The sequence below is a fragment of the Streptomyces sp. NPDC007991 genome (assembly GCF_042958445.1).
GTDB lineage: Bacteria > Actinomycetota > Actinomycetes > Streptomycetales > Streptomycetaceae > Streptomyces.
The window spans coordinates 284,446-307,593 of sequence record NZ_JBIBJD010000006.1 but is presented as its reverse complement, the minus strand read 5'-3'; the positions used below and the strand labels follow the sequence as shown (position 1 = coordinate 307,593).

At 72.6% G+C, this 23,148-nt stretch carries 19 protein-coding genes; 9 read left to right on the top strand and 10 right to left on the bottom strand.

All coding sequences use genetic code 11. The features are described from left to right. The first annotated feature begins 113 nt into the window (after positions 1–113). Positions 114–1,625, top strand: a complete 1,512-nt coding sequence (locus ACFZDA_RS19000; RefSeq protein ID WP_391082410.1) for an MFS transporter — start codon at positions 114–116, stop codon at positions 1,623–1,625. A gap of 38 nt (positions 1,626–1,663) precedes the next feature. Here ACFZDA_RS19000 and ACFZDA_RS18995 read toward each other — a convergent pair whose 3' ends face one another. After that, positions 1,664–2,164, bottom strand: coding sequence for an ATP-binding protein (locus ACFZDA_RS18995; RefSeq protein WP_391082407.1), 501 nt, complete (start codon positions 2,162–2,164; stop codon positions 1,664–1,666). Between the two features lie 235 nt (positions 2,165–2,399). Here ACFZDA_RS18995 and ACFZDA_RS18990 point away from each other — a divergent pair, with 235 nt between their 5' ends. Then, a complete protein-coding gene (locus tag ACFZDA_RS18990) occupies positions 2,400–4,142 on the top strand; it encodes a SpoIIE family protein phosphatase (protein ID WP_391082404.1) in 1,743 nt (580 codons plus the stop codon). Between the two features lie 56 nt (positions 4,143–4,198). Further along, a complete protein-coding gene (locus ACFZDA_RS18985; protein ID WP_391082402.1) occupies positions 4,199–5,914 on the top strand; it encodes a dihydroxy-acid dehydratase in 1,716 nt (571 codons plus the stop codon). Positions 5,915–5,935: 21 nt separating this feature from the next. On the opposite strand, the gene ACFZDA_RS18980 is transcribed toward ACFZDA_RS18985, so the two are convergent. Beyond that, complete coding sequence (locus ACFZDA_RS18980) at positions 5,936–7,147, bottom strand: cytochrome P450 (protein WP_391082399.1); 1,212 nt, start codon at positions 7,145–7,147, stop codon at positions 5,936–5,938. A 138-nt stretch (positions 7,148–7,285) separates the two neighbouring features. Here ACFZDA_RS18980 and ACFZDA_RS18975 point away from each other — a divergent pair, with 138 nt between their 5' ends. Further along, positions 7,286–7,942 carry a TetR family transcriptional regulator gene (locus tag ACFZDA_RS18975; RefSeq protein ID WP_391082396.1) on the top strand — a complete coding sequence of 219 codons (657 nt, stop codon included), beginning with the start codon at positions 7,286–7,288 and terminating at the stop codon, positions 7,940–7,942. A gap of 63 nt (positions 7,943–8,005) precedes the next feature. Here the strand turns inward: ACFZDA_RS18975 and ACFZDA_RS18970 are convergent, their stop codons facing one another. Next, the gene (locus tag ACFZDA_RS18970) at positions 8,006–8,713 is read right to left on the bottom strand and encodes a phenylalanine--tRNA ligase beta subunit-related protein (RefSeq protein ID WP_391082393.1); all 708 of its coding nucleotides are present in this window, start codon (positions 8,711–8,713) and stop codon (positions 8,006–8,008) included. A gap of 51 nt (positions 8,714–8,764) precedes the next feature. Beyond that, positions 8,765–9,007, bottom strand: coding sequence for a hypothetical protein (locus ACFZDA_RS18965; protein ID WP_391082390.1), 243 nt, complete (start codon positions 9,005–9,007; stop codon positions 8,765–8,767). Positions 9,008–9,498: 491 nt separating this feature from the next. On the opposite strand from ACFZDA_RS18965, the gene ACFZDA_RS18960 reads away from it, so the two are divergent. Beyond that, entirely contained in the window at positions 9,499–10,083 is a 585-nt protein-coding gene (locus ACFZDA_RS18960; RefSeq protein WP_391082387.1) for a cupin domain-containing protein, read from the top strand. A gap of 40 nt (positions 10,084–10,123) precedes the next feature. On the opposite strand, the gene ACFZDA_RS18955 is transcribed toward ACFZDA_RS18960, so the two are convergent. The 6 genes from ACFZDA_RS18955 to ACFZDA_RS18930 form a co-directional block, all read right to left on the bottom strand. Further along, positions 10,124–12,748, bottom strand: a complete 2,625-nt coding sequence (locus ACFZDA_RS18955) for an amino acid adenylation domain-containing protein (RefSeq protein ID WP_391082384.1) — start codon at positions 12,746–12,748, stop codon at positions 10,124–10,126. A 57-nt stretch (positions 12,749–12,805) separates the two neighbouring features. Further along, positions 12,806–13,630: an SDR family oxidoreductase gene (locus tag ACFZDA_RS18950; protein ID WP_391082381.1), complete on the bottom strand. Its 825-nt coding sequence runs from the start codon at positions 13,628–13,630 to the stop codon at positions 12,806–12,808. Positions 13,631–13,690: 60 nt separating this feature from the next. Then, positions 13,691–14,401, bottom strand: coding sequence for an alpha/beta fold hydrolase (locus ACFZDA_RS18945; RefSeq protein ID WP_391082377.1), 711 nt, complete (start codon positions 14,399–14,401; stop codon positions 13,691–13,693). Continuing rightward, positions 14,388–15,548 (bottom strand): LLM class F420-dependent oxidoreductase, encoded by a 1,161-nt coding sequence (locus tag ACFZDA_RS18940; RefSeq protein ID WP_391082374.1) that lies wholly within the window; start codon positions 15,546–15,548, stop codon positions 14,388–14,390. Before ACFZDA_RS18940 ends, ACFZDA_RS18945 begins: the two co-directional genes overlap by 14 nt. A 67-nt stretch (positions 15,549–15,615) precedes the next feature. Then, positions 15,616–16,509 carry an ABC transporter permease gene (locus ACFZDA_RS18935; protein ID WP_391082371.1) on the bottom strand — a complete coding sequence of 298 codons (894 nt, stop codon included), beginning with the start codon at positions 16,507–16,509 and terminating at the stop codon, positions 15,616–15,618. Then, positions 16,506–17,468 carry an ATP-binding cassette domain-containing protein gene (locus ACFZDA_RS18930; RefSeq protein WP_391082368.1) on the bottom strand — a complete coding sequence of 321 codons (963 nt, stop codon included), beginning with the start codon at positions 17,466–17,468 and terminating at the stop codon, positions 16,506–16,508. The genes ACFZDA_RS18935 and ACFZDA_RS18930 overlap by 4 nt, the downstream gene beginning before the upstream one ends. Positions 17,469–17,606: 138 nt before the next feature. Between ACFZDA_RS18930 and ACFZDA_RS18925 the strand changes: the two genes are divergently transcribed. The 4 genes from ACFZDA_RS18925 (at position 17,607) to ACFZDA_RS18910 (ending at position 23,148) form a co-directional block, all read left to right on the top strand. Beyond that, positions 17,607–19,364, top strand: a complete 1,758-nt coding sequence (locus ACFZDA_RS18925; protein ID WP_391082365.1) for an AMP-binding protein — start codon at positions 17,607–17,609, stop codon at positions 19,362–19,364. After that, a complete protein-coding gene (locus ACFZDA_RS18920; RefSeq protein WP_391082362.1) occupies positions 19,361–21,037 on the top strand; it encodes an acyl-CoA dehydrogenase family protein in 1,677 nt (558 codons plus the stop codon). Before ACFZDA_RS18925 ends, ACFZDA_RS18920 begins: the two co-directional genes overlap by 4 nt. Next, positions 21,034–22,743, top strand: coding sequence for an acyl-CoA dehydrogenase family protein (locus ACFZDA_RS18915; protein ID WP_391082359.1), 1,710 nt, complete (start codon positions 21,034–21,036; stop codon positions 22,741–22,743). The genes ACFZDA_RS18920 and ACFZDA_RS18915 overlap by 4 nt, the downstream gene beginning before the upstream one ends. 120 nt (positions 22,744–22,863) lie before the next feature. Continuing rightward, entirely contained in the window at positions 22,864–23,148 is a 285-nt protein-coding gene (locus tag ACFZDA_RS18910) for a phosphopantetheine-binding protein (protein WP_391082355.1), read from the top strand.

The following is a 23,148-nucleotide window of genomic DNA, read 5'->3' as shown; positions in this document are numbered from 1 at the left end:
TAATGGCCGGATGCTTTCGGTGAGACCCGTGCCTCCGGACGTCCGCGGTGTGTCCGCAGGCCCGCAGGGGGAACTTGGTTCGCCGCGGTGTCACCCGGTGAAAGGAGCCCCCTGTGTCAGCGTCAGCGGCGGGCGACCGGGACCAGGGCGCGCAGGAGGCCGGATACCAGCCGGATCCGCGCCGGTGGCGGGCCCTGTGGGTCACCTTGGTGGCCGGCTTCATGAGCCTGCTGGACGTCTCGATCGTGGTGGTCGCCCTGCCCTCGATCCAGCGCGGCCTGGACGCCTCTCCCGCGCAGGTGCAGTGGGTGGTGTCCGGATACGCCCTCACCTTCGCTCTCGCGCTCGTCACCGCCGGCCGTCTCGGAGACGCGCTGGACCGGCGCCGCATCTTCCTGCTGGCCCTCAGCGGCTTCGTGGCCTTCAGCGTGGCCTGCGGGGCGGCCCCCGGCATCACGCTGCTGGTGGTGGCCCGGCTCGCCCAAGGCCTGGCGGCCGGCTTCATGGCCCCTCAGAACTCCGCGCTCATCCAGCAGATGTTCCGCGGCGGCGAACGCGGCCGTGCCTTCGGCTTCTTCGGTGCCACCGTCGGCATCTCGTCCGCCGTCGGCCCGCTCGCCGGCGGCCTGATCCTCGCCCTGGCCTCCGGCGACCAGGGCTGGCGGTGGATCTTCTACGTCAACGTGCCCATCGGGATCCTCGCCGTCCTCCTCGGCCGCCGGCTGCTGCCCCGCACCCGGCGCTCCGGCCGGCAGCACGTGGACCTGCCCGGCGTCCTGCTCCTCGGCCTCGGTGTCCTCGCGCTGATGTATCCGCTGGTCCAGGCGGGCTCCGGCGGCCTCGGCCGGCTGTGGTGGCTGTTCCCCGCCGGTGCCGCGATCCTCTTCGGCTTCACCAGGTGGCAGCGTCGCCTCGTCGCGCGGGACAGCCAGCCGCTGCTCGATCCGCGCCTGTTCACCACCGTGCGCGGCTACGCCGTCGGCGCCGGCGTCGGCACGCTCTACTTCATCGGCTTCAGCGGCGTCTGGCTGGTCTTCGCGCTCTTCTACCAGGACGGCCTGGGCTTCTCCCCGCTGCGGTCCGGCCTCGCCGTGACGCCCTTCGCCCTCGGCTCGGCCTGCGGGGCCGCGGCCGCCGGCCGGCTGGTGGACCGGCTCGGCCGCATGCTCACCGTGGGCGGCCTCACGGCCGTGATCGCCGGCCTGGGCGGCACCGCGCTGCTGCTCGGCTTCGCGCCCCTGGGCATCGCACCCTGGGCCGCCGCCCCGGTGCTGTTCCTCGGCGGCGTCGGCAGCGGCTGCGTGATCTCACCGAACATCACCATGACGCTGCGCGACGTGCCCGTGTCGATGGCGGGCGCGGCGGGCGGCGCCCTCCAGACCGGGCAGCGGCTCGGCGCCGCGGTGGGCACCGCCGCCCTGCCCGGCCTCTTCTACGTGGTGCTCGGCAGCGGCGACGACTACCGCGCCGCCCTCGCCACCGCACTGGGCGCCGCCCTCCTCGGCATGCTGGCCTCCCTGGCCCTGGCGGCATCCGACGTCAGACGCGACCGGCGGACGCGGCAGCAGCACGGGACGTGCCCGGAGGGCGTGGCCAACAACCCCATGCATGCCCGGCAGAACTGACTCCGGCGCGCCGGGGAGGTACCGGGACCGGGCTCGGCTCAGCCGGTGGCCAGCACCGCCTTCCCGGGGCCGGCGCTCACCTGTTCGGTCGGGGCCAGCCGCAGGTAGGCCGTGATCTGCTTTCCCCTGGCGCGGGGTGCCACGGCGACCCGGTCGCTGACCGTGTGCACGAGCCGCAGTCCATGGCCGCCGACGCGGAACCGGTCACTCTTCTGCACCGCGGGCTGCTCCGCCGAGGTGTCCCGCACGGTGATGGCCAGCTTTCCCCGGAACAACCTGAGGATCAGCTCGCAGGGCCCCGGAGCATGCCGGATGGCGTTGGTGACCAGTTCGCTGACGACGAGTTCGGCATCCATGGCCAAAGAGGCCGGAATCGGGGCGAGGGCGGTGTGCGGGCCGTGGGTGAGGAAGGCGCGCAGGGCCAGACGCGCGTCGACGGCGCTTGCCGCGCCGTCCGCCCAGGCCGCGCCGAAACGCAGCGTGGCGTGCTCGTCCGCGCCCGGCCGATCTGCCGCCTGCTTCCCAAGCGGGAGGACCATACGGAGGCTCTTTCGTTGTGTTCGCCCTGCCGGGCTGCTCTGTCGCCCTGCGTTTACCCGGGTACGGACCACGCATACCAGGGCACCCCCCGGGCGTTGTGGGGCTGCCCCGATCGGCAGGGCCACGCGGGGGCTGGTTTCGCCGCCACGGGGCACACGGGGAACGCCGGACGGCATCCCGAAGGGGACGAGCCGACGGCCCGCGGGGGCGACCGATCAGCGAGGAGGCGACGACATGGCAGGGCCGGACGTTACGGAGACCGCCGCGCACCAGCCCGTGGCCGTGGTCGACACCTCGCTGATCCGAGGACTGGATGCCATCGGAACCGGGGCCTACGTCGTGGACGAGGAGGGCCGCATCCTCGCCGTCAACACCCGCGCCCGGGATCTGCTCGCCCGCGCCGCCGAGGACCTGCTCGGGCACGACGCGCACGACCTGCTGCACCGGGACGCCCACGGGCAGCCGCTGCCCAGGAGCCGGTGCCGGATGCGGCAGGCCTTCCACGCCGGGCGGACCGCCCAGGCCGAGGAGGACTACTTCGCGCGCGGAGACGGCTCCCTGCTGCCCATCGCCTGGCTGCTCACCCCGTACGACATCGGGGACGACACGGCCGGCACGCTCGTGCTCTTCCACACCGTCGGACACACCCCGGAAACCGGCCGGCGGCCGGAGTCGGCGGCCGGGCCGTCGCGGGAGCTGGAACGACTGGCCCTGCTGGCCGAGGCCACCACGCGGCTGACCTCCACGCTCGACGACGACGAGGCGCTGGAACGCCTGGTGAGCCTGGTCGTGCCCCGGCTGGCGGACTGGGCGATCGTCGATCTGATCACCGAGCACGACGAAGTCTGGCGGACCGCCGTCGTCCACGCCGAGGGCGGCGCCCTGGTGCGCCGGGACGACCTTCAGGGCCCGATGCCACCCGTCCCGGAGGAGTCCCCGATGCCCCTGTCCAGAGCCCTGCGCGGCGTGGCCTCCACGGTGGCCGGGCCCGGCACCTACCAGCGCGAACCGGATTCCGGCATCGCGGTCGAGCAGCGCCGGCTCTTCGACGCCACGAGCATGCACTCGGCGGCCATCGCGCCCATCCGCAGCACCCGCGCGGTCCTGGGGGCCTTGACCCTCGGCCGGGCCGAGGACCCGGTCGCCTTCACCTCCGCCGATCTCCCGCTGGTCGAGGACATCGCCCGCCGGGCCGGTCTCGCCCTGGACAACGCCCGCCTGTACCAGCGCCAGCGCAAGGTCGCCGAGACCATGCAGAACCATCTGCTGCCCCAGATGCCAGGGGTCCCGGGCCTGCAGATGACCGTCCGCTACCTGCCCGCACCCGACGCCTCACAGGTCGGCGGCGACTGGTACGACGCCTTCCCCCTGTCCGACGGATCCACCGCCCTGGCCGTCGGGGACGTCGTCGGGCACGACCTGGAGGCGGCGGCCGGCATGGCCCAGGTGCGCAACATGCTCCGCGCCTACGCCTGGTCCCAGCACGAACCGCCCAGCCGGATCGTCACACGGCTCGATGAAGCGCTCCAGCACATCACGGACGTCGACATGGCGACGATGATCTTCGCCCGGATCGAGGCGGCCGACGACGGCCGGTGGCGGCTGTCCTGGACCAACGCGGGCCACCCGCCGCCCCTGCTGATCAGCCGTGACGGCCTGGCGCGCTACCTCACCGACGGCCACGGCATCGTCCTGGGCACCGGGGCCGACCACGCTCCGCGCCCCGACGCCACGACCCTGCTCCCGCCCGGATGCACCCTCGTGCTGTACACCGACGGTCTGGTCGAAGCACCCGGGCGCAGCCTCGACGAGGGCCTGAACCGGCTGCGCCGGCACGCCGCCGCCCTCGCCCACCGTCCCCTGTCCTCCTTCACCGACCACCTGCTGGGCCGCGTCCGCCCCGCCGACAACGAGGACGACGTCGCCCTCCTGGCCCTGCGCACCCCTGCCCCCAAGACATCGGCCGCCGGCCCGTGACCCGACGCCACACTCACAGTGCGTTGCCCCCGGCTCCTGGTGGGCATGGTCCCCCCATGGAGAGACTCCGCAGCGCGCAGTGGTACGAGGGCCAGGACCGCAACGCCTACATCCACCGGGCCTGGATGCGGCGCGGCGTGCCCGGTGACGCGTTCACCGGACGGCCGCAGATCGCCATCGCCAACACCGCCTCGGACCTGACCCCGTGCAACGCGCATCTCGACGAGGTCGCGGCCTCGGTGCGCAACGGCGTGTACGAGGCGGGCGGCATCCCGCTGGACCTGCCGGTGGTGTCCCTGGGCGAGACCCAGGTGCGGCCCACGGCCATGCTGTGGCGGAACATGGCCGCGATGGCCACGGAGGAGATGCTGCGGGCCAATCCCGTCGACGGTGTCGTCCTGCTGGGCGGCTGCGACAAGACGATCCCCTCGCTGCTCATGGCCGCGGCCTCGGTGGACCTGCCCGCGGTGGTGGTCCCCGGCGGCCCCATGCTCAACGGCACCTTCCGCGGCGGGCTGCTGGGCTGCGGCACCGGGGTATGGCAGCTGTCGGAGGAGGTCCGCGCGGGCTCGCTCTCCCAGGAGGAGTTCACCCGCTCCGAGTCGGCGATGATCCGCAGCCGCGGCCACTGCAACACCATGGGCACGGCCTCGACGATGGCGCTGGTGGCGGAGGCGCTCGGCACGGTCGTCCCCGGCACCGCCGGGACCCCGGCCCCCGACAGCCGGCTGCTGGAGGCCGCGCACCGCACCGGCCGGCTGGCGGTGGACATGGTGGGCGCCGGGCGGCGGCCCGCCACGTTCCTGACCGAGGCGTCCTTCCGCAACGCGATCGTGGCGCTGGCCGCCATCGGCGGCTCGACCAACGCCGTCGTCCATCTCCTGGCCGTCGCGGGCCGGCTGGGCATCGATCTGTCGCTCGACGACTTCGACCGCATCGGCTCCCGGGTGCCGGTCCTGGTGGACCTTCAGCCGGCCGGCCGCTTCCTCATGGAGGACTTCCACCGCGCCGGGGGCCTGCTCGCCGTGCTGCGCGAGGTACGCGACCTGCTCGACCCCGACGCGCTGACCGTCACCGGCCGGCCGCTGGCCGACTTCCTCGACGACGCCCGGATCTGGGACAGCGAGGTCATCCGCACCCGCGACCGGCCGCTGGTCGCCGAGGGCGGCATCGCCGTCCTGCGCGGCAACCTCGCTCCCGACGGCGCGCTCGTCAAACCGGCCGCCGCCTCCCCGCAGCTGCTCCGGCACCGGGGCCGGGCCGTCGTCTTCGACAGCATCGAGGACTTCCGCGCCCGGATCGACGACCCGGATCTCGACGTCGACGCCGACTCCGTGCTGGTGCTGCGCGGCTGCGGCCCCAAGGGCTATCCGGGCATGCCGGAGGTCGCCAACATGCCGCTGCCGAAGAAGCTGCTGGAACAGGGCGTGCGGGACATGGTCCGGGTGTGCGACGGCCGGATGAGCGGCACCGCGTACGGCACGGTCGTCCTGCACGTGGCACCCGAGGCCGCGGCCGGCGGCCCCCTCGCCCTCGTTCGGACCGGGGACTTCATCACCCTCGACGTCGAAGCCCGCCGCATCGACGTCGACGTACCCGACGCCGAACTCGCCCGCAGGACCCCCGCCCAGGCCACCGTCACCGGCTTCGCCGCTCCCCGGCGCGGCTGGGAGCGCCTCTACGTCGACCACGTCCTGCAAGCCGACACCGGAGCCGACCTCGACTTCCTCGTCGGCTCCAGCGGCTCCGAAGTGACCCGTGAGTCGCACTGACACCGGATCACCCCGGGGGACTCACCACGTCACGGGCAGCTCCGTGACACCACCGGTGAGGGTGGTGCGCACCTCCAGCTCGTCCAGTTCCTTGGCGAGCCGCAGACCGGGCAGACGGCGGGCCAGCGTGGCGAACACGATGCGCAGCTCCACCCGGGCCAGGCTCGCCCCGATGCAGAAGTGCACGCCGTGGCCGAAACCGAGGTGGGTGCGCTCGGGGCGGTCCGGGTCGAAGGTCTCGGCGTCCGTGTAGACGGAGGCGTCGCGGTTGGCGGAGTTGACCGACAGGACCACGGCGTCGCCGCGCCGGATGGTGACACCGGCGACGTCGACGTCGGTGTGCGCGTACCGCAGCAGCCCGAGGTCGCCGGGCGCGCCCAGGCGCATGATCTCCTCGACCGTGGCGTTGACCCTGCCGTCGGGGTCGGCGGTCAGCGCCCGCCACGGGCCGGGACGCGTGAGCAGGAAGAGTACGCCCAGGCCGATGCGGTTGACCGTGGTCTCGTGGCCGGCGAACAGCAGCCCGACGCAGAGCTGGATCATGTCGGCGTAGTCGTAGTCCGCGTCGGTGCTCTGGGCGCGGACGAGGTCGGAGATCACGTCCTCGCCCGGCTGCGCGCGCTTGGTCTCGGCGAGCTTGGTCATGTACGCGTTGAACTCGTCCCGCGCCCGGTGGGCTTCGTCGCCGATGGCGTAGTTCGACATGCGTTCCGACAGCGACGCGAAGAGCTCACGGTCGCTCTCGGGCACCCCGAGTAGCCGGCAGATGACCGCGACCGGCAGCGGGAAGGCCAGCCCGGCGTGGAGGTCGACGACCCGGTCCGGAGCGGCGGCGTGCTCGGTGACCAGCTGCTCGACGCACGTGTCCACCAGGTGCTGGATGTGGTCGGAGAGCATCCGCATCCGCTTGGCCGAGAACGCCGGGGTCAGCAGCCGGCGCATCCGCGTGTGGTCGGCCTCCTCGGTGTCGTGGTTGCCCGTGGGGCCGTCCAGGACGGCGGCGGTCGTCAGGCGTGAGGCCCGGTCCGGCTCGGGGTGGGAGCGGCCGAATCGCTTGTCGCCGAGCAGGTCGCGTACCTCCTCGAAGCGTGTGACCAGCCAGGCGGGGTCACCGGCCGGTGTGGTGACCGGCGTGACCGGCGCCTCGCGGCGCAGTACGTCGTACAGAGGCGCGAGGTCGAGAACGTTCGGCCTCGGGAAGGGCAGGTGCTGTCGCTCGGCGGCAACGCTCATGGGCGCTCCTCCTGTGATCTCCGCATGCGATCTTCGAGCCGTCCCGACCGTAGCAGTTTATTGGCAGTAACTGTCATTAAAGTTTCGGTCAGTCGTCCCTTGTGGCGCGCGTGTTTAGATCGCCTGATGGAGGACGTCATGGCCGACAGCGGTCGCACATCCCGCCGGGGCCGGCCGCCGGTGAGCGAGGAGCAGCGCGGGCGGCAACGCCTCGACATCTCCCGCCACGCGGTGAGGCTGTTCGCCGCCCAGGGTGTGGCCGCCACCTCCGGCGAGCAGATCGCGCGGGCCGCCGGAGTCTCCGAGCGCACGCTGTGGCGCTACTTCCCCACCAAGGAGAGCTGCGTCGAGCCGCTGCTCGCCAAGATGCTCGACGCGTTCCGGACGGTCCTGCACGCCTGGCCGCCCGGAGCCGGCCTGATGGAGCACCTGCGCGCGGCCTACCAGCCCGTCCCCGGCTCGTCGTCGGGTGGGGACGTCGAGGCGGTGCTCGCCGTGATCCGCATGACCCATGACGAACCCGCGCTGCGCGCCGCCTACCTCGTGCTCCGGGAGCGCGCGGAGGAGACGTTCACCGAGGTGCTCGCCGCACGCACGGGCCTGCCGCCCGAGGCGTTCGAGGTGCGGGTGCAGGCCGCCGCCATGAACGCCGTGCTCAAGGTCGCGGCCGACGAGTTCGCCCGGGAGACGGCCGGCCGTGGCATCACCCCCGAGGTGCTGAACGCTCACCGCGAACAACTCGCCCACGCACTCGGCCTCGTCACCAGGAGACTCTCGGGCACGGACGGCGACTGAGACGCCCGCGTCGCTTCAGTGTTCTCGGCGAGGCTTGGGGGGGACATCGGCAGCCTTTCGTGCTCAGGCGGTGGCCTCGGGGACGGCCGGGCTGAGGTGGTGCACGGCGGTCCGGGCGGCGTGCGGGGCGAGCAGGCCCCGCAGCTCCTGCGCCGCGTCCTTGAGGAGATCGCCGTCGCGCTGGGCGTGGAGGGTTTCCAGGACGAAGGCGACCTGCGTGGAGTCCTCGGTGACACGGGTGCGGTGGGCGTCGCGGTGGTTCCAGTGGCGCGTCAGCACACCGGTGGTGTCCGCGTAGATGATCTCGCCGGACCTGGGGTGCTCGACGGTGTCGGGTTCGCCGAGCGGAGTGAAGGACTCGGTGCCGTCCGCGTAACGGATGGTGACGTCCCCGGCGACCCGGGACAGGTCGAAGGCGCCGGCGGGCAGGCCGTGCCGGACGGAGACGGCGTTGTAGGAGTCGACCGCCGGGTTGATACGCGGCAGCGTCCCCTTCTTGGCGAGGCGGCGGCCGAGCGCGTCGACGCTGGGGCGGATGCGGCGCGGGTTGGTGCCGAAGGAACGGTAGGCGATGTGCCAGGCCTCGATGCGCGGGTCGGTCTCGTCGGCGGGCCGCCAGGTGCCGTCGGAGAGCCGCTGCTCCAGTTCCTCCAGGGCGGTGGCGGTGTGCGGCCAGGGTTCACTGCCGCGCAGGCCGGTGGCGGTGACCAGGGCGATGAGGGTGTCGGGGAACGCGTCCGCCACGGCGGGGGTGAGGTGGAAGGTGGGCACGGCGGGTTTCCGTTTCTCGACTCGGGGCTCAGGGGCGGGTTGTTGCTCAGGTCAGGCCAGGAAGCTGACCGCGACGGCGGCGGTGCCCAGGCCGACGAGCCGCCCGCGGTGGATGCGTTCGGCGAGGGCGAGCAGCACCGTACCGGCCGGGTGGAGGGCGGTGATCACGGCGACGACGGCGAGCTCCCCGCTGCGGGCGGCCGACAGGAACAGCAGGTTCGCCACGGAGTCCAGCACACCCGCGGCTGCGGACAACGCGTACACGGGCCGCTCGGTGCCCGGCCTGCGGTGCATCAGCCTCGCCGCGGCCAGGGTGACGGCCGAGGAGACCGTCCGGCCGATGATCAGCGGGGCGACCCCGCTGTCGGACGGCGCCTGGTGCAGGCGGACCAGCTGGAGGGCGATGGCGGCGCCCGCGCCGAAAGCCGGCAGCAGCGCCGTACGGGAGGGGCGCGCCGAGCCCGCACAGTACGTTCACCGGACCGATCGCCAGCGTGCGGTAGAGCAGGGCGAACGCGGCGGCGGAGGCGACGCGGACGCGGCACCCCAGCCGAGGGCGCCGGCGCCGAACGACGCTCCGAGCGCCGGGCACAGCACCAGCTCGGCCGAGGAAGCCGGCGCATCCGTAGGCGGGCGCGCTGCCCAGGGTCGGCAGCGGAGCGATCACAGCACATCACTTACCATTCAGTGGAACGACCAGACCGTACAACAGACCGACCGCACGGTGTCAACCAAACGACCGTCCGGTGCAGTCGAATGTTCCAGCCGGCAAGGATGGTGATCAGGTGGCCGAGACAGCCGCAGCCTTGCGGACGGTCGCGCACAACGTCCGGGCGGCCCGCATCCGCGCGGGCCTCACCCTGGGGGAACTCAGCCGGCGAGCCCAGGTCAGCAAGGGCGCGCTGGTGGGTCTGGAGAAGGCCCAGGGCAACCCCAACCTGGCCACCCTGGTCAGGCTGGCGGACACCCTCGGCATCTCGGTCTCCGCCCTGATGCAGGGATCGCCCGAAGGCCGGGTCCGGGTCGTGTCCGCCGAGGCCGTGGCTCCCTTGTGGACCGGAGAACGGGGCAGCGAGGCCCGGCTGATGCTGACGACGTCGGGGCCGGCGCCGGTCGAGATCTGGCGCTGGCGGCTCGAACCGGACGAGGAGTACCCCAGCCACCCCCACCAGGGCGGCGTCGTGGAAACCGTCAGCGTCACCTCCGGCCGGATGACCCTGGTCGTCGACGGCACCGAGCACACCGTGGAGGCAGGCCAGACCGCCACGTTCGACGGCGACACCCCGCACACCTACCGCGGCTCGGGTACCGAGGCCTGTCACCTGATCATGACGGTCCATCTGCCGCCCGGCCCGGCCCCGGCGAACTGACCCGCGGGCCGGCACCGGCGTCCCTCATCCGTCAGTGGCCTCAGCCGTCCGAGGCGGCGAGGCTCCCGACCGTGCCTCGGATGGTCGGATGGCGGTACAGCTCCCGCAGCCGCAGCGACGGCAGGCCCTGCGCGCGCATGACGGCCCCGATGCGGACTGCGAACAGAGAGTTGCCGCCCAGCTCGAAGAAGTCGTCGTCCACTCCGACAGGCGTGCCGAGCACCTCGCTCCAGATCCGCCGCAGCCGCTCGGTGAGCTCGTCCCCGGCCGTGACGGGCTCGGCGCCCCGGGCCGGCGCGGCGGGCGTCGCGGGTGCGGGGAGCCGGGCCGTGTCGAGTTTGCCGTTGGCTGTCAGCGGCAGCGTGTCCAGGGCGGTCACCGTGGCGGGGAGCATGTAGTCGGGGAGGATGCCCGCGGCCCGCCGGCGGACTGTCACCGGATCGCCGCCTGAGAGGACCACGAAAGCGTCGATCCTGGCGGTGGCCGCGTCCTCGGGGTCGTCGCGCCGCACCACCACGGCCGCCGCCCGGACATCCGGGTCCTCCAGCAGCACCGAGCGGATCTCGTCCAGCTCGATCCGGAAGCCGCGGATCTTGACCTGGCTGTCGATGCGTCCGAGGTGTTCGAGGCGGCCGTCCGGGCGCAGGCGTCCCAGGTCGCCGCTGCGGTACATGGTGCCGCCGGTGTACGGGTCCGGGACGAAGCGCCGGGCGGTCAGCTCTTCCTGGCCGAGGTAGCCGAGCGCGACCCCGGCGCCGCCGACGCAGATCTCGCCCGCCACACCGGGCGGCTGCAGCCGCCCGGACGGGTCGGTCACATACAGGTGCCAGCCGGGCAGTGCCCGTCCGACGGAGCGGGTGGCGGCGAGTGCCAGTCGCCGGGTGAGGGTCTGCTGGGTGACGTGGACCGTCGTCTCGGTGATGCCGAACATGTTCACCATCCGGCAGACCGACTCGGGGTGCCGGTCGAACCAGGGCAGCAGCATGCGCGCATCCAGTGGTTCGCCGCCGAACACGACCATCCGGACCGGGACCCGGGTGTGGTCGACGTCCAGCAGCTGGGCGAAGGCCGACGGGGTCTGGCTGAGCACGGTGACCTTCTCGGCCACGAGCAGATCGCGGAAGCGGTCGGGTTCGCGGGAGACGAAGTACGGCACCACGACCAGCCGCCCGCCGGTCAGCAGGCACCCCCAGATCTCCCACACCGAGAAGTCGAAGGCGCTGGAGTGGAACCAGGTCCACACGTCGTCGCTGCCGAAGCCGTACTCCTCGCGGGTGGCGTCGATCAGGGCGACCACGTTGCGGTGCGGCACCTCGACGCCCTTGGGGCGGCCGGTGGAGCCGGACGTGTAGATGACGTACGCGGCGGCGTCGGGCGCGGTGGCCGTCGGCGGGACCGGGGCGTCGGCCAACCGCTCGGCGGCGTCCAGCAGTTCGTCCGGGGTGGCAGGCACGCAGCCCGCGACGTCCGGGAACTCCGGTAGCCGGGTGACCACCACCCGCAGTCCCGCGTCCTGTGCCGTGTGGGCGATGCGCTCCGCCGGGTAGTCCGGGTCGACGGGGACGTAGGTCGCGCCGGCCTTCAGCACGGCGAGCAGGGTGACGACGAGTTCGGCGGTGCGTTCCAGGCAGACGCCCACGCGGTCGCCGGCCGTGACGCCGCGCTCGCGCAGACCGTGGGCCAGCCGGGTCGACCGCTCGTCCATCTCGCCGTAGGTGAGACCGGCCCCGCCTTCCGTCACGGCGATGCGCTCCGGTGTCGCCCCCGCGATCCGCGCGAACGCCTCGGGCACGGTCACCGGGGCGGTGACCAGCGGGCGGGACGGACGGCCGAGTGCCACTACACGGTCGCGTTCGGCTTCGTCGAGCAGATCGACGTCGTCGACCGCGGTCCCGGGCCTGGTGAGGATCATCCGGTGCACCCGCACCAGGTACCGGGCGAACTGCGCGGCGATCTCGGTGGATACATGGCCGCTGACGTGGTCGCAGCGCAGCCGCCAGCCGTCGGCGTCCTTGAAGACCGACAGGGTGAGCGGGAACGGCGGTGCGAGGCAGGGCACGTACGCGCCGGGGAGATCCGCCTCGCCGAAGAGCAGACCGGCGAGTGCGGGTCCGTCCGCGGGGGAGGGCTTCAGCTCTCCGAGTGTGGCGGCCTCCGGAACGGTGAAGGTGCCGTGGTCGGTGCCGATGACCGGGGTGGTCTCGGGGTCGTGCCGGCGCAGGGTCACGGCGAGGGCGGCGAGCCAGCTTGCCTCGTCGCCGCCGTCGTCGAGGGCGAAGACGTGCGGGAGGGCGGGGCCGCCGTCGTCGCCCAGTCCCCAGGCGGGCGCGGCGGCGATGACCGGTGCCTTGGTGGCGAGAAGGTCCGCTTCGGGGTCCGCGGCCTCGCCGGCTGCCAGCCGTCCGAGGGCCGTACGGCCCCACTGCTCGCGTGCCGCGACGAGGATCAGGTCGCAGGGGCCGTCGGCGTAACGCAGCAGTACCTTGCGCAGGGTGTCGGTGGGGCGGGCGAGTTCGGCGGCGCGGCGGCGCTCGGCGAGCGGGTCCGTCGCCGGCACGGGTACGTCCTCGATCCACAGCCCCGAGGGGGCCTTCTGGGAGGGAGAACCGTCGGTGCGGACGCGCACCGCATGGCAGCGAGCCGCGAGGTGGTGAAGGCCTGACACGGTCGTACTCCTTGTTGCACAGGCGAATCGGGCACAGAAGGGCGAGAGGGCGTGAGCTCAGCGGATGCTGAAACCGCCGTCCACGGTCAGGACCGAGCCGGTGATCTGACGGGACTCGTCCGAGGCGAGGAAGACCACCGCGGCGGCGACGTCCTCGGGCTCGATCAGCGCGTTCATCGGCTGCGCCTCGACGAAGGTCTTCTCGTGTTCGTGCACCGGCACGTCGAGCGCCCTGGCGATCTCGGCGAGCATCCGGCCCTCGGCCTGCGCGTCGTCGCGCACCGACCCCGGACACACCGCGTTCACGCGCACCTTCGTCGGCGCGTAGTCGAGCGCCGCCGCCTTGGTCAGTCCGACGACGGCGTGCTTGGCGGCGACGTACCCGGCGAAGTGCCGGTAGCCCACGAGGCCCGCGGTGGAGGCGACGTTGACGATGCTGCCGGCGCGCCGGGTGCTCATCGCCTTGCCGACCTCGCGGATCACCCGCCAGGCGCCGGAGAGGTCCACGTCGATCATCAGGGACCACTCCTCCTCGTCGATCTCGTGCACCGGCTTGCCCGAGGGCGCGGCGATGCCCGCGTTGTTCACCGCGACGTCGATCCGGCCGAACCGGTCCTCGGCCCGGGTCACCGCCTCCCGTACGGCCCGCAGGTCACGGATGTCGGCCTCGGCGGTGACGACGGCCGCACCCGCCTCCCGGCACAGCGCGGCCGTGTGCGCCAACTGCCCCGGTGTGCCCAGCGGGTAGGGCACACCGGGCAGGTCGGCGCAGATGTCCAGCAGGGTGAGATCGGCGCCCTCGGCGGCACAGGCGAGCGCGGTGGCCCTGCCGAGTCCGCGGGCGGCGCCGGTGACGAGGACCGACTTGCCGTGCAGACGCATCGTGAACTCCTTGAAGAATCAGGTGCGTTGGGGGAAGGGAGGAGGGGCGGCGGGCTGGGGCTACAGGACCGTCGAGACGATCAGCCGGACCAGCGCGGGCGCGGCGTCGGTGAGGTACATGTGGCCGCCGGGGACCTCGACGTGCTCGAAGTCCCGGCCGGCGACCTTGCTCCAGGACTCGGCGTCGTCGTAGCCGACGAGGTCGTCGTCCTCGCCGCGGACGACCGTGAGCGGGGCCTCCAGCGGGAGGCCGGTGGAGGGCGTGTAGTTCTCGTGCATCTCGACGTCCGCGCGCAGGGCGGGCAGGATCATCTCGCGCATCTCCGGGTCGTCCAGCGCGGGATGGTGGTAGCCGGCGAACTCGCCGACCTGGGCGAGGAACTCCTCGTCGGACAGACCGGTGGCGCGCCGCTCGCGCCCCTGGGCCGGTTCCGGCGACCCGCTGACGAACAGGTGGACCAGCTCGACGCCGGGCTCGGTGTCCAGCCGGTGGGCGAGTTCGTAGGCGAGCACCGCGCCGAGACTGTGCCCGAACAGGGCCACCCTGCCCCCGTCGTCGCCGAGCCGCTCCCGCAGCTCGGTCAGGAGACCGTCGACGGCCTGGTGCGCGTCCCGGTACGGCTCCTCGTCGATCAGCCGTTCGCGGCCCGGCAGTTGCAGGGGCACGATCTCCACCGAGTCCCCGGCCAGCGCCGTCCAGGGCCGGTAGAAGGAGGCGCCCGCCCCGGCGTACGGCAGGCAGATCAGCTTGGTCGTCTCATGCGTGGTCATGGCTGAGGGTCTCTCCTTGTGAGTGGGGTGCTTCATGTGCGCCTTGGGGGCGAGGAATTCCGGGACGCGGGTCCGGCGCGAGCAGCCCGGCGAGCTCCGCCGCCTCGACGGCGATACGCAGCGCCCCGGCGGCACGGTCCGGGCCGGGCAGCCCGGGGCCGACCGGCATGACGTTGAGCGTGGTGGCCCCGGCCTCGGCGAACGCCGTCATCCGCTCCGCGATCCGCTCCCGCGGCCCGAGCAGCGAGGTGGCGTCGAGGAATTCGAGCGGTACGGCGGCCATGGCGCCGGGATAGTCACCGGCCAGGAACCGCTCCTGGACGGCACGGGCCTCGGTGCCGAAGCCCATGCGCTCGGCCAGCTGGGTGTAGTGGTTGTCCTCTCGCCCGCCCATGCCGCCCAGGTACAGCGCGGCGTATCCCCGCACCCGGCGTGCGCAGGCCCGCCAGTCGGCGCCGGTCACCAGGGGCACGCCGGGGGCGATGTCGAACCCGTCGAGGGTGCGCCCCGACTTCGCGAGGCCGGCCTTGAGCGGCGCCAACTGCCGGTCGGCGTGGGCGGGGGAGAAGAACACCGGGAGCCAGCCGTCGGCGATCTCCCCGGCCAGCTCCAGGTTCCTCGGGCCGAGCGCGGCGAGGTAGACGGGGATCCGCTCGCGCTGCGGCCGGATGGTCAGGGCGAGTGCCTTGCCCGGGCCGTCCGGCAGCGGCAGCGTGAAGTGCCGGCCCGCGTACTCCAGGGGCTCCCGGCGCAGCGCGCGGCGCACCAGGTCGACGTATTCCCGGGTACGGCCCAGCGGTGAGCCGAATCTGACGCCGTGCCAGCCCTCCGATACCTGGGGTCCGGACACGCCGAGGCCGAGCCTGAGCCGTCCGCCGGACAGGGTGTCGAGGGTGGCGGCGGTCATCGCCGTCATGGCGGGGGAACGGGCCGGGATCTGCAGGACCGCGCTGCCGACGTCGATGCGGGAGGTACGGGCGGCGATCCAGGACAGCAGGGTGACGGCATCGGATCCGTAGGCCTCCGAGACCCACACCGCCGAGTAGCCGAGGTCCTCGGCGAGGGAGGCGAGCGGGAGGTTGGAGGCGTCGTTGCCGCCGACCCAGTAGCCGAGGTTGAGGCCGAGGCGCAGCGTGGGGACGGTCATGGGAAGCTCCTGTGCGGGGCGGGCGCGGGGGTCGGCCCGGCCTGGTCGGGGCGCGAGGCGGTCGCGGTCAGCGGCTCGTGCGGGTGCGGTAGCGCCAGGTCGACAGCGTGCCGAAGACGGCGATGAGCAGCACCGAGCAGGCCGTCGTGTACAGCGCGGGATGCTGGGCGGGCCAGTCCTGCTGCACCCGGAAGCCGGGCGGTGGCGTGTTGCCGAAGAGCTGACGCAGCGCGCCCGCCAGCGAGGTGATCGGGTTCCAGGCGGCCAGGGCGGACAGCGGGCCGGGCAGGGAGGAACCGGAGACGAACGCGGAGGAGACGAACGTCGCCGGGAACAGCCAGATCAGGCCGAGGCTGCCCGCCACCTGCGTGTTCGGTGCGATGAGGGCGACGAACACGCCGATCCAGGACATCGCGAAGGAGAACAGCAGTGCCAGCAGGACCCCGGTGGCGACCTCGAACGGGCCGGTGTGCGGACGCCAGCCCATCAGCAGACCGCACATGGTGGTGACGGCGACGCTCGCCACGCAGGTGGCGAGGTCGGACGTGGTCCGGCCGAGCAGCAGCGCCACGCGGGAGATCGGCAGCGCGCGAAAGCGGTCGACCATGCCCTGCTCCAGGTCCCTGGCGAGCCCGAGCGTGGTGAACGTGGTGGTGAAGGCCACCGTCTGCGCGAGCAGCCCGCCCACCATGTACGAGCGGTAGGCCGGGCCGCCCAGGCTGTTGCCGAAGACGTAGCCGATGAGCATGGCGTACAGGACCGGCTCGACCAGACAGGTGATCAGCAGGCCCGGAGTGCGCCGCAGATGCAGCAGGTTGCGCAGGGCGAGGTCGGCGCTCTCGGCGAGTACGCGGAGGGCGGGATTGCGCCGGGCGCGGGTCGGGACCACGGGCGAGGGGAGGCCGGTGGCGGGTGCGCCGTGCCGGGCGCCGGTCTGCTTGACGTCGGTGGGCGCGGTCATCGTGTCGCCTCCCGCCGGGCGCGGCCGGTCAGGCCGAGGAACACGTCGTCGAGGGTGCAGCGGCTGAGCCCGATCTCCAGTACCTCGACATCCTCGTCCGCCAGCTCGGTGAGGGCGCGGCTCAGCGCGGCCCGGCCGTCGGATGTGGCCGCCTCCACCTGCCGGGCACGGCGGTCCACCGTCACAGGCGCGCCGGTGGCCCGGGCGGCGGCGCGTACCGCCGCGTCGAGCTGGTGGTCCTCCGCGACACACAGGACGAGCCGGTCTCCGGCGGCCGCCTTCAGTTCGTCGCTGGTGCCCTCCGCCACCACCTGGCCCCGGTCGATCACGGTGATCCGGTCGGCGAGACGGTCCGCTTCCTCCAGGTACTGGGTCGTCAGCAGGATCGTCGTACCACTGGCGACCAGCTCACCTACCGCGTCCCAGGTGTCGAGCCGGCTCTCGGGGTCGAGGCCGGTGGTGGGCTCGTCCAGGACTATCAGGGGCGGGGAGCCGACGAGGGCGGCGGCCAGGTCCAGCCGTCGGCGCATACCGCCCGAGTAGGTGCCGGCCGGGCGCCCCGCGACGTCGGTGAGCCTGAACCGGTCCAGCAGGTCGTCGGCGAGGCGGCGGGCCGTGGCGCGGCCCAGGCCGCGCAGTTTCCCGAGGAGATAAAGGTTCTCGAACCCGGTCAGCGTGCTGTCGACCGTCGAGTACTGGCCGGCCATTCCGACCGTGGAGCGCACCTTTTCCGGTTCTGCCGCGACATCCCAGCCGTTCACGAATACGCGTCCGGAGTCCGGTCTGAGCAGCGTCGTCAGGACCTTTACGAGTGTGGTTTTTCCCGCTCCGTTCGGACCTAGGAGGCCCAGAATTTCACCGGCGTTTACCTCAAGGTCGACGCCGCATAACGCGGAGTGGGCTCGGAATTTCTTGCGTAGGCCATTTATTTCGATGACCGGCCTGGTGGGGGGCTGCACAGATCCGTTCTACGCCCACTGGTGACTCTCGTCGATCACGAGACCCTAAAAATTGCTTGAACATTCGATGATCTTGCTTTACGATTTTTTCACCTTCTACCCGCTCGATCGGAGAGGCGATCGCGTACGGTTTTCAGCGTGCAAGAATTACTCGCGCTCTTGAGGGAGCGGGCGGCGCGCAATCCGCAGCGGCCTGCTGTGACCTTCGTCTCAGAATTCAGCGAAATACAATGTGAAGTGCGCGATCGTGCAGAACTTGATCTGCATTCCCGGCGCATTGCTTCATGGCTCCAGACCAGATTCTCCGCCGGGGACCGAGCGCTGCTCCTCTACTCCCCTGGAATCGAGTTCACCACCGCCTTCTCCGCCTGTGTCTACGCCGGCGTCATCGCGGTGCCCGCCCCGCTGCCGGGCCGCTACCGGCACGAGCGCCGCAGACTCGCCGCCATCGCCCGCGACGCGGGGGTGAATGTCGTCCTGACCCAGCGGAGCGATCTGCCCGACGTGGAGAAGTGGATCGCCGAGGAGGGCGTCGTCGGGGTGGTCTGCCACGCGACCGACGCCGGGGACGCAGACCCGGACGCCTGGACCGCTCCCGAGGTGTCGCCCGACACTCTGGCCCTGCTCCAGTACACCTCCGGTTCGACCGGCGACCCCAAGGGCGTCATGGTCACCCACGGCAACCTGATCGCCAACGTGGACCGCATGGTCCGCATGTTCGGCAACGACAGCAGCACGACGTACGGCGGCTGGATCCCCCTGTACCACGACATGGGGCTGATCGGCCTGATGCTGCCCGGCCTCCTGTGCGGGGAGGGGTACGTCCAGATGGACCCCATGTCCTTCCTGCGTCGCCCCTACCACTGGCTGCGCATGCTGGACGCATGCGACGTCACCTTCACCGCCGCACCCGACTTCGGCTACGAGATGTGCGTACGCCGGGTCACCGACGAGCAGCTCGCCACGCTCGACCTGTCCCGGCTCAAGGCCGCCAACGGCTCCGAGCCCGTCCGGGCCGACGTGGTCACCGCCTTCACCGAACGGTTCGCCGCCGCGGGACTGCGCCCCGAGGCGCTGATCCCCGTGTACGGCCTGGCGGAGGCGACGCTCATGGTCTCCGGAACCTCCGGGCGGCCACCCCTGCGCACCGAGGTCGACGCCGCCGCCCTGGAGAACCGGCATCTGCGGCCGGCCACCGGCACACAGCCGACCCGCGTCCTCGTCGGATGCGGGGCACCGAGCGGATCCGACGTGCTGATCGTCGACCCCGACACCGGCGACGCCCTGCCCGACGGCCGCATCGGTGAGATCTGGCTCGACGGCCCCTGCGTCACCGCCGGTTACTGGGAGAACGACGACGCCACCAACGGCACGTTCCACGCCCGCACCAGCGACGGACGCGGCCCGTTCCTGCGCACCGGCGACCTCGGCGGCCTGCTCGACGGCGACCTGTACATCACCGGCCGCCGCAAGGACGTCCTCGTCCTGCACGGACGCAATCTGCACCCCGCGGACATCGAGTACGAACTGCGCTCCCAGCACGAGGAGTTGGAAGGCCTGCACGGGGCCGCCTTCATGGTCGGGCACGACGACGGCGTGGACACCGCCCCCGCGATCGTCGCGGTGCACGAGATCCGCGCCCACTGGGGCGCCGAACGGCTCGGCGAGATCGCCGTCGACATGAAGCAGACCATCGCCCGCGAGTTCGGCGTACCGGTCGCGACCGTCGCCCTCGTCAGGCCCGCCGGCGTTCGGCGCACCACCAGCGGCAAGGTGCAGCGCTCCGCGATGCGGGCCCTCTACCTCGCCGGCGAACTGGACACCCTGCACCTCGCCGAGGACCCACTGCTCACCGCCGCCCTCACCGACCACCGGCGGGGGGTGACCGCACGATGACCACCACGGCCGACCTGGAGACCCTGCTCGCCACCCACGAGGACGACGTCTTCGCCCCCGACGAGCTCGCCGAACTCGACGACCGCGAGGAGTTCCCCGACGGCGCCGTCCGCCTCCTCGACGAGGCAGGGCTGCCCGCCCACTACGTCCTCACCCCGGACGGCGACTTCAGCCGGACGGTACGGCTGCTGCGCGCCGTCGCCCGCCGCGACCTGACCGTGGCCATCGCGCACGGCAAGACGTTCCTCGGGGCCGCCCCGGTGTGGGTGGCCGGCACGCCGGACCAGGCCGCCCGGCTCGCCGAGCGCGTACGTGCCGGCGAGGCGGTCTGCTGGGGGCTGACCGAGCGCGACCACGGGGCCGACCTGCTGGCGAGCGAGTTCGCCGCAGTGGCCGACACGGACGTGAGTGTGGACGCAGACGCGGACGCAGCGGGTGGCGGCTGGCGGCTCACCGGCGAGAAGTGGCTCATCAACAACGCCTCCCGCTCCACCCTCGCCTGCGCCCTCGCCCGCACCGACCCCGCGGGCGGCTCACGCGGCTTCAGCCTCTTCCTCGTGGACAAGGAAAAGCTGCCGGACGGTAGTTGGCGCAACCTGCCGAAGATCCGGACGCACGGCATCCGCGGCGCCGACATCAGCGGTTTCGCCCTCGACGGCGCCCCAGTGCCGGCCGACGCCCTCATCGGTGAGCAGGGCGACGGGATCGCCGTGGTCCTCAAGACGCTCCAGCTCACCCGGATCGCCTGCACCGCGCTCTCCCTCGGCGCCGCCGACCACGCCCTGCGGCTGGCCCGCGACTTCGCCACGGGACGCGAGCTGTACGGCCGCCGCCTCGCCGACGTCCCGCACGTACGGCGCATCCTCGGCCGGGCGGCCGCCGCCGCACTGACCGTCGAGGCCGTGAGCCTGCTCTCCGCCCGCTCGGTGCACACCCTGCCCGGCGAACTGAGCGCGATCTCCGCCCTCAGCAAGGCATACGTCCCGACACTCACCCAGGAGACCCTCACCTACCTCGGTGAACTCCTCGGCGTGCGCGGCTTCCTCACCTCGCCGCCCGGCGGCGGCTTCGCCAAGCTGGAGCGCGACCACCGCATCTGCGCGATCTTCGACGGCAGCACCGTCGTCAACCGCGCCGCCCTCCTCAACCAGATGCCGCGTCTGGCACGCCAGTTGAGCCGCCGCCGCGGGGACGTCGAGGGCCTGCGAGCAGCCGCCGACCTCACCACCCCCCTGGCCCCGTTCGACCGCCACCGGCTGACGCTGCGATCCGCCACGGGATGCAGCGCCGTGCAGATGCTGCCGGGCACGGCGGCGCGCATGGAGGAGGAAGGGCCACCGGAGGCGGGCCGGCCCATCGCCCGGATGCTCGACGAACTCGCCTTGCTGGAGAAGGAGTCGGCGGACTTCGTGCCGATGACGGGCGGACTGCCGAGCACCGCCTTCGGCCTCGCCGAGCGCTACGAACGCGCCTACGCCGCTGCCGCCTGCCTGCAGCTGTGGCTGGAGAACCCGCCGCTGCGCACGGGACGGCTCGGCACCGACGGTCTGTGGCTGCGGGCCTGTCTGACCTCCCTGGTCGGCGAGGACGACAGCGACGTGTTCGGCGCGCTGGCCGACGTCGTACTCGACACGCCCGCACGGGAGTTCACCCTGTGGGGAGGTGCCGTATGACCATCACGACAGGCCTCGCACCCAAGCGCGCCGACGAACTGGAGCACTTGCTCGGCGCCCTCTTTGATCCGGCCAATCCCGCCGGTGCGGCCGCCATCCTCGCCGCCGACGAGCGTGCCGAGATGCTCGCCGCCGGAGAGTCACTGCTGGACTCCTATGGGCTGAACGCAGAGTTCGTACCACCCGGGCTGGGCGGCCGGCTGGAGCGGGCCGATCACCTGGCCGAGGTCATGCGCGTGCTCTACCGACGTGACCCCGCGCTCGGCCTCGGCTACGGGGCCAGCTCTCTCATCGCCTCGGTCACCCTGTGGACCGTGGGCGACGAACAGCAGACCGGGCATGCCGCCCGTCTGCTCCTGGAGGGCCGGCGTATCGCCATCGCCTTCCACGAACTGGCGCACGGCAACGACATGGCCGGCACGGAGTTCGAAGCGACCGCCACACCGCACGGCCTGCGTCTGAGCGGCCGCAAAGAGGTCGTCACCAACATCGCGCGCGCCGACGCCATGGTCGTCCTCGCCCGCACCGACCCCGGTTCCGGCCCGCGCAGCCACTCCCTGGTCCTCGTCGACCGCGCGAGCGCCGACCCCGCCCGCCTGACCGATCTGCCGCGCTTCGGCACCGTGGGCATGCGCGGAGTCCAGCTCGGCGGGCTGCGCTTCGACGACCTGCCCGTGCCGGCCTCCGCGGTCCTCGGCCCGGTCGGCTCCGGACTGGAGACGGCCCTGAAGGCCCTGCAGATCACCCGCACGGTCCTGCCCGCGATGGCCACCGGCATCCTCGACACCGGACTGCGCCTCACCGTCGACCACCTCACCCGGCGCCGGCTCTACGGAGGCCCCGCCACCAGCCTCCCGCACGTCCGATCGGTGCTGGCCGGCGTCTTCGCCGACCTGCTGCGTGCCGAGGCGCTCGGCGCGGTCGGTGCCCGCGCGCTGCACCTGGTGCCCGGCTCGGCGAGCGTATACGCCTCCGCGGTCAAATTCGAGGTGTCCCGACTGCTCCTGGAAGCCATGGACCGGCTCGCGGAACTCCTCGGCGCCCACTTCTATCTGCGCGAGGGCCCCACCGCGCTGTTCCAGAAGCTGCTGCGCGACCTCGCCCCCGTCGGCTTCGGGCACATCGCCCGCGCCGCCTGCCAGATGAGCCTGCTCCCGCAGCTTCCCCTGCTGGCCCGCCGCACCTGGGACCGGCCCGGCACACCAACCCCCGCCGACCTGTACGCCCTCGCGGAGCCGCTGCCGCCGCTGCCGTACGACCGACTGGCCCTGCACGCCGCGGGCCGCGACCCGATCGCCGGTTCGCTGCACGCCCTTGTCGACGCGCCCTGGGCGCCCGAGCACGCCGACCTGCGGGACGTCATCGTCGCCGATCGCGCGGAACTGGCCGATCTGGCGGGTGCGTGCGGCCAGTTGTCGCCGGTGGAGCTCGGTGTCGACGCCCGCCCCGAGTACTACGACCTCGTCACCCGGTACGTCCGCCTGCTGTCACGGACCGCGTGCGTCCAGGTCTGGCGGCACGCCGAGCCAGGGACCTTCCTCGCCGACCCGGCCTGGCTGCGCGCGGCCCTGCACCGCTCGGCCCGAGGGCCGCACCGGCCGGGCCCGCTGCCCGCCCAGGTCGAGGACACGTTCCTCACGGAACTCCTGAACCGCCGTGACGCTGGCCGCTCCTTCGGCCTGACCGCGAGACCACTCGCCGTCTGAGGCCACCGGCCACCTCAGGCCCTGACGCGGTCCGGCACATGCTCGCCCTCACGGGCGCGCCCTGCCGCCCCGCTCCCCGGCCTGCTCCTCATCCTCCGCTCAAGAAAGTGAACCCCCCACATGACCGCTGGCAACCGTGACGCGCACACCTGGCTGACCGAGCGCGTGGCGACCTATCTGCGCCGTTCGCCGGAGGACATCGACACGTCCGTGCCGCTGGCCGACTACGGCCTGGACTCCCTGACGGCGCTGGCCATCACGGCCGACATCGAGGACGAGTTCGAGGTGACCGTCGACGACGCCCTGACCTGGGACCACCCGACGATCGATGCGCTGAGCCAGGCCCTGTCCGAACTGCTCGGCGGGCAGTCCGCGGCGGCACGCACGAGCGAGAAGCGGGCCTGA